Annotated in this window: 11 protein-coding genes; 8 read left to right on the top strand and 3 right to left on the bottom strand. The window is 64.4% G+C overall.

The features are described 5' to 3' along the window. Positions 1-251: 251 nt before the first annotated feature. Positions 252-1,676, bottom strand: coding sequence for a UDP-N-acetylmuramate:L-alanyl-gamma-D-glutamyl-meso-diaminopimelate ligase (gene mpl / locus ACK543_RS13580; protein WP_409943373.1), 1,425 nt, complete (start codon positions 1,674-1,676; stop codon positions 252-254). 269 nt (positions 1,677-1,945) lie between these two features. Here mpl and ACK543_RS13575 point away from each other — a divergent pair, with 269 nt between their 5' ends. From ACK543_RS13575 to ACK543_RS13545, 7 genes are all read left to right on the top strand, one after another. After that, entirely contained in the window at positions 1,946-2,545 is a 600-nt protein-coding gene (locus ACK543_RS13575) for a hypothetical protein (protein ID WP_409943372.1), read from the top strand. Continuing rightward, the gene (locus tag ACK543_RS13570) at positions 2,542-3,120 is read left to right on the top strand and encodes a TlpA family protein disulfide reductase (RefSeq protein ID WP_409943371.1); all 579 of its coding nucleotides are present in this window, start codon (positions 2,542-2,544) and stop codon (positions 3,118-3,120) included. Before ACK543_RS13575 ends, ACK543_RS13570 begins: the two co-directional genes overlap by 4 nt. A gap of 135 nt (positions 3,121-3,255) precedes the next feature. Beyond that, positions 3,256-3,708, top strand: coding sequence for an acetyl-CoA carboxylase biotin carboxyl carrier protein (accB, locus tag ACK543_RS13565; RefSeq protein ID WP_409943370.1), 453 nt, complete (start codon positions 3,256-3,258; stop codon positions 3,706-3,708). Positions 3,709-3,933: 225 nt separating this feature from the next. Continuing rightward, complete coding sequence (gene accC, locus ACK543_RS13560; RefSeq protein ID WP_409943369.1) at positions 3,934-5,283, top strand: acetyl-CoA carboxylase biotin carboxylase subunit; 1,350 nt, start codon at positions 3,934-3,936, stop codon at positions 5,281-5,283. A gap of 87 nt (positions 5,284-5,370) precedes the next feature. Beyond that, positions 5,371-6,270 carry a 50S ribosomal protein L11 methyltransferase gene (prmA, locus tag ACK543_RS13555; protein ID WP_409943368.1) on the top strand — a complete coding sequence of 300 codons (900 nt, stop codon included), beginning with the start codon at positions 5,371-5,373 and terminating at the stop codon, positions 6,268-6,270. A 54-nt stretch (positions 6,271-6,324) separates the two neighbouring features. Further along, on the top strand, positions 6,325-7,830 hold the full coding sequence (locus ACK543_RS13550; RefSeq protein WP_409943367.1) for a DUF3426 domain-containing protein: 1,506 nt from the start codon (positions 6,325-6,327) through the stop codon (positions 7,828-7,830). Between the two features lie 38 nt (positions 7,831-7,868). After that, positions 7,869-8,768, top strand: a complete 900-nt coding sequence (locus ACK543_RS13545) for a carbohydrate kinase family protein (protein WP_409943366.1) — start codon at positions 7,869-7,871, stop codon at positions 8,766-8,768. Here ACK543_RS13545 and ACK543_RS13540 read toward each other — a convergent pair. Then, a complete protein-coding gene (locus tag ACK543_RS13540; protein WP_409943365.1) occupies positions 8,738-11,302 on the bottom strand; it encodes a cation-translocating P-type ATPase in 2,565 nt (854 codons plus the stop codon). The two genes, ACK543_RS13545 and ACK543_RS13540, sit on opposite strands and share 31 nt — an antisense overlap. A 236-nt stretch (positions 11,303-11,538) precedes the next feature. Further along, complete coding sequence (gene zwf / locus ACK543_RS13535; protein WP_409943364.1) at positions 11,539-12,993, bottom strand: glucose-6-phosphate dehydrogenase; 1,455 nt, start codon at positions 12,991-12,993, stop codon at positions 11,539-11,541. Positions 12,994-13,170: 177 nt separating this feature from the next. Between zwf and pgi the strand changes: the two genes are divergently transcribed. After that, positions 13,171-14,730 (top strand): glucose-6-phosphate isomerase, encoded by a 1,560-nt coding sequence (pgi, locus tag ACK543_RS13530; protein ID WP_409943363.1) that lies wholly within the window; start codon positions 13,171-13,173, stop codon positions 14,728-14,730. Positions 14,731-15,115: the final 385 nt, after the last annotated feature.

Genomic DNA, 15,115 nt, shown 5'->3' with positions numbered 1-15,115 from the left:
CGCCTTGCCTGGCACCCCAACAGCAGCGCTGGCAAATGCATCCAACTGCTGTTTTTAGGCTCAGCCTGGTCGGCCTGCCCGGTGTCTTGAGCGCCGGTCACCACGGGAGCGCCCGTGCGCGCCCGTGGCCTGGTGGAAAGCTGCGATCCATGCGCCGCCTCCGCGTCTGCGTCGTCAGCTGCGCAAAACGATAGTCAGGCCGGAATGGATATCAAAATAGCCAGTTACGCCCGGTTGTCATGGGTTTTTTGCTATCTATTCGATAGTGATTGCAGGAGCTTGTCGTGGATGCCGCCAAACCCGCCATTGCTCATGCACACGATGTGGTCTCCGGGGCGGGCCGCCTGCGTGACCTGGTTGACCAGGGTGTCAATGTCGGGCGCGGTGCGCGCGCGCAGGCCCTGCCCAACGCCCAGCGGGGCCAGCGCCTGCTCTGCATCCCAGTCCAGACCGGCGGTGTGGCAAAAAGCCAGATCGGCAGGCTCCAGCGCCCAGGGGAGCTGTGATTTCATCGCGCCCAGCTTCATGGTGTTGCTGCGCGGCTCGAACACCGCCAGGATGCGCGCGCCGCTGCCCAGGCTGCGGCGCAGACCGTCGAGCGTCGTGCGCAGGGCAGTGGGGTGGTGTGCAAAGTCGTCATACACCGAAATGCCGCGCACAGTGCCTCTGAGTTCCATCCGCCGCTTGACGTTTTGAAATGCCCCCAGTGCGGCAGCGGCCTGCGCGGGTGCCACCCCCACATGCTGCGCCGCGGCGATGGCCGCCAGGGCATTGAGCTGGTTGTGCACCCCGGTCAGGCTCCATTCCACGCGCGCCACCGGCTGGCCTCGATACAGCACATCAAATGCATGGGGTGGGCCTTCTGCCACAAAGTCGCTTACGGCCGCGCCAAAACTTGTGGTGTCGCTCCAGCAGCCCATGTGGAGCACGCGGGCGAGACTTTCCTCCAGCCCGTTGACCACCACGCGCCCCGAGGGCGCCACCGTGCGCACCAGGTGGTGAAACTGCCGCTCGATGGCCGCCAGGTCGTCAAAGATATCGGCGTGGTCGAACTCCAGGTTGTTGAGCACAGCGGTGCGTGGGCGGTAGTGAACGAACTTGCTGCGCTTGTCAAAAAAGGCGGTGTCGTACTCGTCGGCTTCGATGACGAACAGCGGTGCCGAGCCCAGGGGGGCGCTCCCGGGCTGGGGCCGCTGCGGCGCGCCCAGCCGTGCCGAGATGCCGAAGTTCAGGGGCACCCCACCAATCAGAAAACCAGGCCGCAGCCCCGCGCTTTCCAGCACCCACGCCAGCATAGAGGTGGTCGTCGTCTTGCCGTGCGTGCCCGCCACGGCCAGCACATGCCGTCCCTGCAGCACATGCTCGGCCAGCCACTGAGGGCCGCTGGTGTAGGGCAGCCCGGCGTCCAGAATCGCTTCCATCAGCGGAAACTTGGGGGCCCCGCTGGGCAGTCGCGTGCGGCTGACCACGTTACCGACCACAAACATGTCCGGCTTGAGCACCAGCTGCTCAGACCCAAAACCCTCGATCAGATCAATGCCAAGCGACCGCAACTGGTCGCTCATGGGGGGGTAAACGCCCGCATCGCAGCCCGTCACGGTATGGCCCGCCTCGCGCGCCAGCGCGGCCAGCCCGCCCATGAAGGTGCCGCAGATGCCCAGGATGTGTATGTGCATGGGTGACGATTTTACGTTTTTGACCGAATGAGCCTGGAGCGCACGTCCATCCAGCGCTATAAGCTATAAAAATAGTAGTAAACACATCGAATGGCGGCGTTGGCTTGCTCCACCCTGGGGCGCTTGCCGGATGCCCCGGCCTTTGCCCGCCCTGGGCGTGGCTGTGGCCTGGTGCCCGGGGGTGGCATGGGGTCAAGCCGCCATCGCGCACCGCGCCAAAGGCCACAATGGAGGTCTGCCTCGCCACGCCATCGTCCACCGTCGCTTCCATGCACACCCCCCTGAGCCAAGAAATCGCCCAAACCACAGCCCGGCTGGTGGTGGATGAGGGGCTCGAATGGGGGCCTGCCAAACGCCGGGCGGTTCGTCAGATGGGCCTGCCCGCCCGCACGCCGCTGCCTGACAACGACCTGGTGGAAGATGCAGTGCGCGAGTACATCGCACTGTTTTGTGCCGACACCCAGCCGCAGGAGCTTCGCGCCCTGCGCCAGCTGGCGCTGGTCTGGATGGATCGCATGGCGGCCTTTCGTCCGCATCTGGCGGGTGCCGTCTGGCATGGCACTGCAACGCGCCTTTCGGATATCTACATCCAACTGTTCTGCGATGATTCCAAGTCGGCCGAGATTGCGCTGATTGACCACAAGGTGGATTACGAGCCGCGCACGGTCACGGGTTTCCACGGAGAGTCGGTCGAGGCCTTGAGCCTGGGGAGCAAGTCGCCAGAGCTCAACGAGATCATTGGCGTTCACCTCATGGTGTACGACCTTGATGACCTGCGCGGTGCCCTGCGTGCCGATTCCAGGGGCCGCACGCCGCGGGGCGACATCACCGCAGTGCGGCTGCTACTTCAGGAAAGCATTGATTCATGAGTTCTTCCGAATGCGAACGGGCGCCGGGTGCCCAGGGCGATGCGCCACCTTCTGCCCACCGCCGGCGTCTGCTGTATGCCGGGGTGGCGGGAGCCGCGGCGCTGGGCGGGGCAGGCTACGCCTGGTGGAAGTTCCAGCCGCATGCGATGGAGGCGGGGGCCGAGCAGGCGCTGTGGACGATGGAGTTTGAGCGCCCCGAGGGCGGCGCGCTGGCCATGCAAACCCTGGCCGGCAAGCCGCTGCTTCTGAATTTCTGGGCCACCTGGTGCCCGCCCTGTGTGGAAGAGTTGCCCATGATCGACGCGTTCTTTCGAGAGCACCATCCCAGGGGTTGGCAGGTGGTGGGCCTGGCCATCGACCAACCCTCGGCCGTGCGGAAGTTTCTTTCACAGGTCCCTGTGGCCTTTCCCACGGGCATGGCGGGCCTGGGGGGCACAGACCTGAGCCGGTCGCTCGGCAATCTGACCGGCGGCCTGCCCTTTACGGTGGTGTTCGGCGCGAACGGCCGTGTACTGCATCGTAAAATGGGGCAAGTTACCGTGGATGACCTGCAAAATTGGTCCAAGCTGGGTTGATCTGTTGGCGGGTCAAGGGGCTTGGGCCGAAGGTTTTTTCGATGGAGTTCATGAAAATTGCCGCGGTTTAGGTTGGATAGGGCGAAATTAGAGTAAATTCGCGCCCTGTTTAGTTTTATAGCCGCTGGAGCTTTCATGGATCTGCGAAAACTCAAAACCCTGATCGATCTCGTTTCCGAATCGAACGTTTCCGAACTCGAAATCACGGAGGCCGAAGGCAAGGTCCGCATCGTCAAGAGCGGCGGCGCGGTGGTGCAGCAATACATGCCCGCCCCGGCCCAGGCACCCGCGGCTGCTCCGGCGGCAGCGCCGGTGGCTGAACTGCCAGCCCCGGCAGCCGCTGCCGCCCCGGCCGGACACATCGTCAAGTCGCCCATGGTGGGCACGTTCTACCGTTCGTCCAGCCCTGGCGCCAAAGCGTTTGTGGAGGTGGGCAGCCAGGTCAAAGAAGGCGAGACGATTTGCATCATCGAGGCCATGAAGATCCTTAACGAGATCGAGGCCGACAAGTCGGGCACCGTGACCCGAATCCTGGGCGAGAACGGCCAAGCCGTGGAATACGGACAACCTCTGTTCGTCATCGAATAGGGTGTCCATGTCCAAAAAGATCGATGTCGCCCATCGCGGCGGTCTTGCCAAATGCAAGGCGCAGCAAATTGCGCTGGCACGCGCCAGCGTGCGGGCGATGAGCCGCGAGGCAGCTTATGTTTAAAAAGATCCTTGTCGCCAATCGCGGCGGTCTTGCCAAAGGCAAGGCGCAGCAAATTGCGCGGGCACGCGCCAGCGTGCGGGCGATGAGCCGCGAGGCAGCTTATGTTTAAAAAGATCCTTGTCGCCAATCGCGGCGAAATCGCCCTCCGAATCCAGCGAGCGTGTCGGGAACTCGGAGTCAAGGCTGTGATGGTCTATTCCGAAGCCGACCGCGACGCGAAATATGTCAAGCTGGCGGAAGAAGCGGTGTGCATCGGGCCTGCGCCATCGCCTCTGAGCTACCTCAACATGCCCGCGATCATCTCTGCAGCCGAGGTGACGGACGCTGAAGCCATCCACCCTGGCTACGGCTTCCTGTCGGAGAACGCGGATTTTGCCGAGCGCGTCGAAAAAAGCGGCTTCCAGTTCATTGGCCCCACCCCCGAGTCGATCCGCATCATGGGCGACAAGGTGTCTGCCAAGCAGGCCATGATCCGCGCGGGCGTTCCCTGCGTTCCGGGCTCCGAAGGCGCTTTGCCCGACGACTCTGCGCAGATCCGCCGCATTGCCAAGGCGGTGGGCTACCCGGTCATCATCAAGGCCGCAGGCGGTGGCGGCGGGCGAGGCATGCGCGTGGTGCACACCGAGGCCGCGCTGGTCAACGCCGTGCAGATGACCAAGGCCGAGGCAGGGGCTGCGTTTGGCAATCCTTCGGTGTACATGGAAAAGTTCCTTCAGAACCCGCGTCACATCGAGATCCAGATCCTGGCCGACAAGCACCGCAACGCGGTGTACCTGGGCGAGCGCGACTGCTCCATGCAGCGCCGCCACCAGAAGGTGATCGAAGAGGCTCCAGCCCCAGGCATCCCCCGCAAGCTGATCGAAAAGATCGGTGAGCGCTGCGTGGCCGCTTGCAAGAAGATCGGCTACCGCGGAGCGGGCACGTTTGAGTTTCTGTACGAGAGCGGCGAGTTCTATTTCATTGAGATGAACACCCGCGTGCAGGTGGAGCACCCCGTGACCGAGTGGATCACCGGCGTGGACATCGTGAAGACGCAGATCATGGTGGCGGCGGGCGAAAAGCTGCCGTTCACGCAGCGCCAGATCGAGATCCGCGGTCACGCCATCGAGTGCCGTATCAACGCGGAAGACCCGTACAAGTTCATCCCGTCGCCCGGGCGCATCACCACCTGGCATCCCCCGGGGGGACCTGGCGTGCGTGTGGATTCGCATGCCTACACCAACTACTTTGTGCCGCCCAACTACGACTCCATGATCGGCAAGATCATCGTGCATGGCGACACGCGCGAGCAGGCCCTGGCCCGCATGCGCACGGCGCTGTCCGAAACGGTCATCGAGGGCATCAACACCAACGTGCCGCTGCACCGCGAGCTGATGGTGGACGCCAAGTTCATGGCGGGCGGCACCAACATCCACTACCTGGAAGAGTGGCTGTCGCAACACAAGCGCTGAGCTCGGGGCTAGCGCCCTTGTCTGTCCCTTTCATGCTGGCATCTGGCAACGGATGCCAGCATTGATTTTTTTCCAGGAGTTGCCGCGATGTTTGAGCTGAGCCTGATGTGCCCCGAGGGCCGGATCGAAGAGATCAGCGAAGCGCTGGATGCGCTGGATGCGCTCAGTGTCTCGGTCGAGGACGCAGACGCGCAGACGGACGCCGAGAAGGCGCTGTTTGGCGAACCTGGCATGCCGCCGCCCAAAGACGGTTGGCAGCGTAGCCGGGTTGTGGCGCTGTTCGCGTCCGAAGCCGCCGCCACCGAGGCGCGCGCTCTGCTCACGGTGCAAGACTTTTTTGACGGTTGCCATGTGCTGGGTATCGCCGCCGTGCCCGACCAGGACTGGGTGCGTCTCACCCAGTCGCAGTTCGCGCCGGTGGAGATCACCCCTGATTTCTGGATCGTTCCCACCTGGCATGAACTGCCCGCGCAGGCGGTTCGCAGTATCCGGCTGGATCCGGGCCTTGCGTTCGGCACGGGCACCCATCCCACCACCCGCATGTGCCTGCGCTGGATTGCGCGGCAGGGCGCCTTGGCCCCAGCGGGCAACGCGCTGGGGCGGGTGCTGGACTACGGCTGCGGCTCGGGTATTTTGGCGATCGGCGCTGCAAAGTTTGGCGCTATTGACGTCGATGCGGTGGACATTGATCCCGCTGCGGTCGAGTCAACCGCTCAAAACGCCGCTGCCAACGCGGTGCAATTGCGTACCGGTTTGCCCGACCAGGCGTCTGGGCAGTACCAGACCGTGCTGGCCAACATTCTGGCGACCCCGCTGCGTGTGCTCGCTCCCCTGCTGTGCAACCATGTCGCACCCGGCGGGTCGCTCGTACTGGCCGGGATCCTGGAGCGGCAGGCCCACGAGTTGAAGGAGGCCTATGCTCCATGGCTGGCCCTGGAAGTCGCCGATACCGAGGATGGGTGGATCCTGATGACCGCGCGGCGGTGAGCCTGCGCAATCCAGCCGCTGGCCGGTGGGCCGTCAACCTACAATCCGTCGCTGATGAGCCAGATCACCCGCTGCCCGGCCTGTGCCACCTCCTTTAAAGTGGTGGCGGATCAACTCCGCATTTCGCAGGGCTGGGTGCGCTGCGGCCATTGCAGTGAAGTCTTTGACGCATCCGCTCATTTGGTGGCGCCGGCCGCGTCTGCGCTGTTGCCAGACGTCTCCTTGACCGACGTGCGCCCGCCACCGGCGCCGGTCGTGCGCAAGCCCGTGGAACGGACCTGGGCGGCAGGGGCCGCGCCGTCGGCCGCCTCCGGTGTGCAGGCGCGTGTCGCTGTGAGCAACGCCGCGTCATCGCTGCCGCAAGACGGGAGGAGCACGGCACCGGCATCGGCGGCAGACAAATCGATCAAGGGCGTTGCTCAGCCGGCTGGCCAGGCCTTGCCCGTGGCGGGCCGCAATCGTGCGGGCATCGACGTGCCGCGCGCGCCCGCTCCGCCGATCGCCGCCGACGCAGCCGCCCCGATGATGGAGGTTCCGGAGGCCACGGTTCCGGCATTTTTATCGGCTGACTCTGCACTCGACGGTGCGGGCCTGACGCTCGAACCGATCACGCCGTTTCGCTGGAGCGCCGACGGGCGGGCGGCTGGCCCCGTGGCGCCCGGCCCCAATCTCCCCAGCCCGCTTGCGGGCCCCAGCGCGAAACCTGGCGCGCCTGCGGCACCTGTGGTGCCAGGGCAGGCCGAGAGACTGCCCGCCCTGGACCGCACGAAAAAGCGTCGGGCCCTGGATGCGAAGGCGGGCCAGCCTACCGATCCTCCGCCGGCGCTGCAGATCCCCCATGGCGAGCGGCGCGCTGAGGCCGCGCTGCCAAAAGCTGACTCTGACAGGGCGACAGATTCGCAGCCCGGCGCACGCGCCGATGCTCCGGTGCGTGAACCTGCCGCTGAGGCGCAGGCGGCCGAAGGCCCGCCCGCGAAAGTTCCAAAGCGATCCAAGCGATCCAAGCGCGACCGGGGCGATGAGGAGGCGCTTGCCGAGCCTCAGCCGGAAGTGAGCTTTGTCATCGCCGCGCGGCGCAAGGCGTTTTGGCGCCGCCCCCTGGTCCGCACGTTTTTGGCGTTGCTGCTGCTGGCGCTGCTGGGCGGGCTTGCAGCGCAGATTGCGGTCCAGGAGCGCGATCGCATTGCTGCCACCGAGTCCCGCCTGCGCCCCTGGCTGATGATGCTGTGCGAGCCGGTGGGGTGCGAGCTTGCTCCGCCCCGCCAGATCGCGGATCTGGTGATCGACAGCTCATCCTTCAACAAGGCGCGGGGCGACAGCTATCTGCTCAACATGACGCTCAGGAACCAGGCGTCGATCCCCTTGGCGATGCCCGCGATCGAGCTCACCCTGACCGATGCCCAGGACCAGCCCGTCTTGCGGCGCGTTTTGCTGCCCACCGATCTCGGTGCCCTGCAGGAAATGCCGGCGCGAGGCGAATGGAGCGCATCCGTATCGGTCGTTGTGACCACGGGTGGCGGTCGCATTGCGGGCTACCGGCTGCTGACGTTCTATCCCTGACCCTCTCGATTTTTCAACCTGACTGCACCCCCATAACTATGGCAGCCCTCATCTGCGGTTCTCTTGCGTTCGATACGATCATGACTTTTGAGGGGCGGTTTGGGGAGCAGATCCTGCCCGATCAGATCCACATCCTGAATGTGTCGTTTCTGGTGCCGTCCCTGCGGCGTGACTTTGGCGGGTGCGCTGGCAACATTGCATACAGCCTGAACCTTCTGGGTGGCAGGCCGTTGCCCATGGCCATGCTGGGCAGCGATGGGGGGGAGTACCTTGCGCGTCTCCAGGCGCTGGGCATCAGCACGCGCCATGTGGGTCAGGTGTCAGATACCTACACCGCGCAGGCCATGATCATGACCGACCGTGACAACAACCAGATCACGGCGTTCCATCCCGGAGCCATGATGCAGGCGCACATCAACCGCATCGAGCGTGACCCTGAGGTGCATATCGGCATCATCTCGCCCGATGGTCGCCAAGCGATGCTGGAGCATGCGGAGCAATTCGTAGCGGCCGGTATCCCCTTCGTGTTCGATCCAGGTCAGGGCCTGCCCATGTTTAACGGCCAGGAACTGGGTCGATTGGTGGAGCAGGCGTCCTGGGTCACCGTGAACGACTATGAGGGCAAGATGCTTTGCGATCGCACCGGCTGGTCGCTGGCAGACATCTCGCGCAAGGTAGAAGGCCTGGTCGTGACGCTGGGTGCCGAGGGCTGTGAAGTCTGGGTCCAAGGCGCGCGTACGCATGTCCCATCCGTGCGGCCCGCCCAGTTGGTGGACCCCACCGGCTGCGGTGATGCCTGGCGGGGAGCTTTGCTTTTTGGCCTGGAAAAAGGCTGGTCGCTGGAGCGTTGTGCCGAGCTGGGAAACCGTGTGGGCGCGCTCAAGATCGCGCATCGCGGTCCGCAAAATTACGCCCTCGACTTCGATCCGATGGATTGATTGCGCAAAACGCTCCACTTGATGGCCTCAAACACCAGCACCAACGCCAAGCCAGCGCCCAGTATCGCGAACCACTGAACCATCGAAAGCGCCTGAAAGCTAAACGCCTTCGTCAGCCATGGGATGGTCGTGATCGCTGCCAACGCCACGGCCGTGCCACTGAGCACCCAGAGGCTGACCGGGGTCAGGCTTGTCCACACGCCGCGCCATCGGGTCTGGCTGCTGCGGCTGGGAAGGATGAGCGCCGCGTTCGCGGCCACCAGCAGCACAAAAGCGACCGTGCCGGCGTTATCGGCATGTGCCCCATGGCCGATCAGCCATGCATACAGGCCGACCACTGCGGCCGTCACCACGCTGCCCTGCAGCAGGCTCAAGACGATGTGGCGTGGCGTCAGCAGGGGTTCGTCCGCCACGCGCGGCGGTTGTTGCATGAGGTCATCGGCGGATGCCTCGGCCTCAAACACGATGGAGCAAGCCGGGTCGATGATCAGTTCCAGACACGCAATGTGCAGCGGCGCCAGCACCACAGGAAGCCCAAACAGTACCGGCAGAAGCGTCAGTCCGATGATGGGCACATGCACTGCGAGCGTGTAGATCATGGCCTGGCGCAGATTGGCGAAGGTCTGTCGTCCCCGGTGAATGGCCTGAACAATGGCCGCAAAATCGTCGTTGAGCAGCACCAAAGCGGCGGCCTCGCGCGCCACGTCAGTGCCGCGCTGGCCCATGGCGATGCCGATGTGCGCAGCCTTGAGTGCAGGCGCGTCGTTCACGCCATCACCTGTCATGGCCACCACCTCGCCTTGCGATTTGAGGGCTTCGACCAGCTCCAGTTTTTGGTGTGGCTTTATGCGGGCAAACACGCTGACCTCCCTGACCTTTTCGGCCAGCACCTGTTTGGGTATCAGGGTCATGTCGTCGCCGGTGACCAGGCTGTCGTGCGCTATGCCCGCTTGGGCTGCGATGGCGCGGGCGGTACGGGGGTGGTCGCCGGTAATCATCACGACGCGGATGCCTGCTTTGCGACATTTCGCAACGGCCTGGGGCACCTCGGGGCGCAGTGGGTCGGCCAAGGCCACCAGGCCCAGCCATTCAAATCCAAAGTCGTGCTGAACCGCCGGCCATTCGTCTCCCGTGCGGTGACGAGCCTTGGCCACCCCCAGCACCCGTAGCCCCCGGTCGGCCAAACGGCCAGCCTGGGCGGTTACCAGGGCGCGTTCGGCGTCGCTCAGGTGGCACAGGTTGGCCACGGCCTCGGGCGCGCCTTTGCTGGCGACGGTGTCTTCGGTCGAGACGCCATCCTGCCAGAGGTGACTCATCGCCAGCAACTGGGGCGAGAGTTCGTATTCGCGCGCGAGCAACCATTCGGGATGCAGGCGATCGGTACCGGCCAGGTGGTCCGCCGCCATGCGGTGAAATGCCTGCTCCATGGGATCATGTGGCTCGATTTCGCTGGCCAGCACTGCGTATTCGAGCAACTCATGGAAGGCTTCTGGAAGGGACGTGCCGCCATTCGCTGCGGGCAGGTTGTGCACATCCAGTTCCTCACCTGGAATGCACAGCGCCGCCACGGCCATGCGGTTCTGGGTCAGCGTGCCGGTCTTGTCCACGCACAGCACGGTGGTTTGACCAAGCGTCTCGATGGCATTGAGTCGACGGGTCAGCACTTGCTGCACCGCCAGACGCCTGGCCGCCAGCGCCAGGAAGATGATCATGATGACGGGCAGCTCTTGCGGTAGCAAACCCATCGCCAGTGTGATGCCTGCCAGCACCGCTTGCAGCCATTCGCCCCGCAGGGTCCCAAACAGGACGACCAGCAGCGCGCACAGGGTCAAGCCGATCAGCACCAGCTTGCGGGTGAGCCGAGCCATTTCTTCGCGCAGCGGAGAGGCCTGCAGCGCGATGGTGTCCAGGGACTGGCCAATGCGGCCCAACTCAGTGTGGCGGCCCACGGCGGTCACTTGCATCAGGCCCTGGCCGCTGACGACCAGCGTGCCCGCAAACACCTGATCGGCATGGTGCTTGGCCACCGGCTCGGACTCCCCCGTGAGCATGGACTCATTGGTGGCCAGCTCGTGCGCTTGCAGCAGCGAACCGTCTGCCGGGATGCGATCACCCTCGACCAGCATCAGGACATCCTCGCGCACCACCTCGCGGCCAGCGATTCGCACCATGCTGCCGCCGCGCAACGCCAGAGCACGAGGGCTGGAGAGGTCGCGCAGCGCGTTCAGCGCGTTGTCCGTTCGCCGCTGCTGCAGCACCGTGATCGCCATGATGATCACGACAAACCCCAACAGGATCATCGCCTCATGCGGATCGCCCATGGCCAGGTAGATGGCGCCTGCGCCCAGCAGCAATAGGAACATGGGCTCGGTGACAACGTCCAGGGCCAATTCGCGCAGCGCGCGGCGCCCGCTGACACCGAGTTCGTTGGGACCTTCTTCATGCAGGCGCTGTGCCGCCACAGCCGGGTCAAGGCCGCCTGGAGAAACGGGTTCGGTCATGGAGGAGGGGGGCAGGCAATCAACGGTGGTCATCGGATCACCTGCGTTTATATCGTGATCCACGAGCATGCTTGCGAATCGCCCGCTCGGCGGACCAACATGCACGCGCTCACAGGGCATCCGTCGCGAAGTTTGCCTTGCACGCGCTTCATCCACAGCAGCGCTGAGGACTGTTCACGCGAAGCCGCCAAGATGAGTGCGGCCGGGATCCCGCCAGGCCATGGGCTGCGCAGGCCGGACCGCATTTGCGGGGCAGGCCTGCAGGCAGCTCACATCTCCTCGCTCCAGCAGTGGCCGTCGCGCGCGATCATGGCGCTGGCGGCGCTTGGGCCCCAGGTGCCCGGCGCATACGGCCGCGGGCCTGCCGGGTCGTTCTTCCAGTACTGCAGCACGGGCTCCACCCAGCGCCAGGCTTCTTCCTGTTCGTCGCTGCGTACGAACAGGTTCAGGCGGCCGGCAATCACGTCGAGCAGCAGCCGCTCATAGGCACCCACGCGCTCCGTGCCAAAGCGCTGGTCAAAGTCCAGGTTCAGGTGCACCTGCGAAAGCGCTGGCTCGGTCTGGTGCTGCGCCGCGCCCTGGGCCATCAGGTGCAACTCCAGCCCGTCCTTGGGCTGCAGGTTGATCACCAGTCGGTTGGCCGCGCCCGCAGCCGTCTTGAAGATCGGGTGCGGCACGGGCTTGAAGTTGACGACGATGTGCGCATCGCGCCCCGCCAGCCGCTTGCCGGTGCGGATATAAAACGGCACACCCGCCCAGCGCCAGTTCGAAATCTCGGTCCGCAGGGCGACAAATGTTTCCGTCGTACTGCCTTCAGCCACCCCCTTTTCTTGCTGGTAGCCAGGCACCTGCAGACCATGCGCATTGCCCGCAGCGTACTGCCCGCGGATCACATGCTGGCCGATGTTTTCCATGCTCCAGGGCTTGAGCGACTGCAGTACCTTGAGCTTTTCATCACGGATGGCGTTGGCGCCCGAGTTGATAGGGGGTTCCATGCCAATGGCGCACAGCAGCTGCAGCGCATGGTTTTGCACCATGTCACGAAGGGCACCGGTCTGGTCATAGAAAGCGCCACGCGACTCCACGCCCAGTTCCTCGGCGATGGTGATCTGGATGTTGGCAATGTGTTCGCGCCTCCACAGTGGCTCGAACAGCGCGTTTCCAAATCGCATGGCAAACAAGTTTTGCACCGAGGGCTTGCCCAGGTAGTGGTCAATGCGGAATACTTGTTCCTCCTTGAGCACCCGGCGCAGCGTCTCGTTGATGGACTGGTTGGAGCGCAAGTCGTGCCCCAGCGGTTTTTCCAGCACCACGCGCGTGGTGGGGCCGTTCAAGCCCACAGCGGCGATCTGCTCGCACACGTTGGTGAAAAGGCTGGGCGCCGTGGCCACATACATCACCACCGATGCGGCCGCACGCTCTTTGAGCATGGCGGCCAGGCGTTCGTAATCCTGCGTTTGTGACAGGTCCATGCGCAGATAGTGCAGCAACGCGGCAAACTGCTCGAACTCTTCGGGGGCCGGGCGCTTGGCCAGTTCCACGCGATCAAACCGCGAACGGATCAGGTTGCGGTATTGTTCGTCGCTCAGGTCGTCGCGGGCCACGGCAATGATGCGGCCCCCCGCAGGCAGCGTCCCGTGGCGGAAGGCCTGGAAAAGCGCTGGCATCAGCTTGCGCCAGGCCAGGTCGCCGGTTCCGCCAAACAGGACAAGGTCAAAACTCATGGGGTCTCCAACTCCAGTGTCATGGTGAGGATTGCGGCTTTTAATTGTAATCATGTTACATAAAATTGTGTAGCTCTTCGCAGGGGAAGTGATTATCGATGCCATTCTCGCAAGAAAACTTTGCCAAAACATGTAATCGAGTTACTATGCGCCCGTCCTGAAGAATCCGTATTCGCCATGCACCTCCGTTGCGACCAGACCCCCCAGTGGCCCGAACTGCAGGCCGACTTTGCCCGCCGCGCACGCCATTTCGATCTGCGCGATGCCTTTGCTACCCAAGCGGGGCGGTTCGCGGATTTCAGCCAGCAGTCGCCCCATGTGTTTGCAGACTTGTCGAAGAATCTGTGGGACAGCACCACCGAGGCCCTGTTGCTTGAAATGGCGCCGGCCTGCGGCCTGGCGCAGCATCGCGATGCCATGCTCAGCGGCCAGCCCATCAACCATACCGAGGGGCGCGCCGTGCTGCACACGCTGCTGCGCCGCCCGGCCGGGCTGGCGTTGCCGGGCGATGGACCCGAAGTCGCCGCAAAGCTTGCCCAGGTGCACGGCACGCTCGATGCCATGCTGGCCTATGCCGAAGCCGTGCGCGGCGATGACGCTATCACCGACATCGTGAACATCGGCATCGGTGGATCAGACCTGGGCCCGCACATGGCCGTGCTGGCGCTGGAGGAGTTCCGCGCTCCGACCAAGCGGCTGCACTTTGTGTCCAACGTGGACGGGCACGAGCTGCACAGCGTTGTGCGGGGCCTGCGGCCGCACAGCACGCTGTTTCTCATCGCGTCAAAGACCTTCAGCACCGCCGAGACCATGACCAATGCCGCTTCGGCACGCGCATGGTTTGACGCGCATGGTGGCACCGACGTGGCCCGCCACTTTGCGGCGCTCACGACCAACGTAGACGCGGCGCGCGAGACGGGTATCAACACCACCTTCGGCTTTTGGGACTGGGTGGGGGGGCGCTACTCGCTGTGGTCGGCCATCGGCCTGCCGCTGGCGATTTCCATTGGCACCAAGCGGTTCCGCGAGTTTCTAGCGGGTGCGCATGCCATGGACGAGCACTTTCGCAACGCGCCGCTGGTGCAAAACCTGCCCGTGCGCATGGGTCTGCTGGATGTTTGGTACCGCAACTTCCACGGCTTTGCCAGCCGCTGCATTGCCCCTTACCACGCTGCCCTGCGGCGCCTGCCAGCCTACCTGCAACAGCTGGAGATGGAAAGCAACGGCAAGCGCGTGGACCAGCAGGGCCGTACGCTGCCGTATGCCACATCGCCCGTGCTGTGGGGCGAGCCCGGCACCAACGGCCAGCACGCGTTCTTCCAGATGCTGCACCAGGGAACCGACGTGGTGCCGCTGGAGTTCATCGCCGTTCGCCAGCCCACGCACCCACTGCCCGGCCACCAGGGCAAGCTGCTGGCCAACGCCCTGGCCCAGGCTCAGGCACTGATGGTGGGCAGGGTCAACGATGCCGATGGGCACCGCCACTTCCCCGGCAACCGGCCCAGCACCTTTTTGCTGCTGGATGAACTCAGTCCCGCATCGCTGGGAGCATTGATTGCGCTTCAGGAACACCGCGTGTTTGTCAGCGGCTGCCTGTGGGGCATCAACAGTTTTGACCAGTGGGGTGTGGAACTGGGCAAGGTGTTGGCCAAAGACATTGAGGCGCGGCTGGCGAGCGGAGATGCCACGGGGCTGGATGCTTCCACCGCCGGGCTGCTGGAGCGCGTGCGGGGCTGACGCACTGATGACGGTCAGGCTGGGCCACCCGCCGTTCGGACCGAGTTTGTCGAAGCTCCGCGCTGCGCCTGGAGTGGTAAGGTGCGTGGTGGGAGCCTCGGCGAGGTTGGCATGAACGGTGGGCGCGGGCCGAGTCCCTGGCGGTGACTGCTGTGCTGTCCCAACGCATAGGCGATGAGCGCTATCGGCCGTGCTATCACCGCATCCGGGCCGGTAGGTGGCCAAACATCGTGGACTCGGCGACACCGTTCGCAACAAGAGCCCTGCGGCCGTGGTAGGCTGACCCTCGGTGGGGGGCCACTTTTGGGCTAGTAGGTATTAGGGAGAAAAATCAAGCCAACCTGCCAGAGCCGTCGTTCAGCATTCGTCGATATCGATCAGATGA

The sequence above is a fragment of the Acidovorax sp. genome, assembly GCF_046341535.1.
In the GTDB taxonomy this organism is placed as follows: domain Bacteria; phylum Pseudomonadota; class Gammaproteobacteria; order Burkholderiales; family Burkholderiaceae_C; genus Acidovorax.
The sequence above is the reverse complement of the archived record's forward strand: the minus strand, read 5'-3'. Positions and strand labels throughout refer to the sequence as shown.

Excerpts from the sequence above, each read along its gene's own strand:
- ACK543_RS13540 (WP_409943365.1), bottom strand. The coding sequence starts at position 11,302 with ATGACCACCGTTGATTGCCTGCCCCCCTCCTCCATGACCGAACCCGTT.
- mpl (WP_409943373.1), bottom strand. The coding sequence starts at position 1,676 with ATGCACATACACATCCTGGGCATCTGCGGCACCTTCATGGGCGGGCTG.
- ACK543_RS13570 (WP_409943371.1), top strand. The coding sequence starts at position 2,542 with ATGAGTTCTTCCGAATGCGAACGGGCGCCGGGTGCCCAGGGCGATGCG.
- zwf (WP_409943364.1), bottom strand. The coding sequence starts at position 12,993 with ATGAGTTTTGACCTTGTCCTGTTTGGCGGAACCGGCGACCTGGCCTGG.
- accC (WP_409943369.1), top strand. The coding sequence starts at position 3,934 with ATGTTTAAAAAGATCCTTGTCGCCAATCGCGGCGAAATCGCCCTCCGA.
- prmA (WP_409943368.1), top strand. The coding sequence starts at position 5,371 with ATGTTTGAGCTGAGCCTGATGTGCCCCGAGGGCCGGATCGAAGAGATC.
- accB (WP_409943370.1), top strand. The coding sequence starts at position 3,256 with ATGGATCTGCGAAAACTCAAAACCCTGATCGATCTCGTTTCCGAATCG.
- ACK543_RS13545 (WP_409943366.1), top strand. The coding sequence starts at position 7,869 with ATGGCAGCCCTCATCTGCGGTTCTCTTGCGTTCGATACGATCATGACT.
- ACK543_RS13550 (WP_409943367.1), top strand. The coding sequence starts at position 6,325 with ATGAGCCAGATCACCCGCTGCCCGGCCTGTGCCACCTCCTTTAAAGTG.
- ACK543_RS13575 (WP_409943372.1), top strand. The coding sequence starts at position 1,946 with ATGCACACCCCCCTGAGCCAAGAAATCGCCCAAACCACAGCCCGGCTG.
- pgi (WP_409943363.1), top strand. The coding sequence starts at position 13,171 with ATGCACCTCCGTTGCGACCAGACCCCCCAGTGGCCCGAACTGCAGGCC.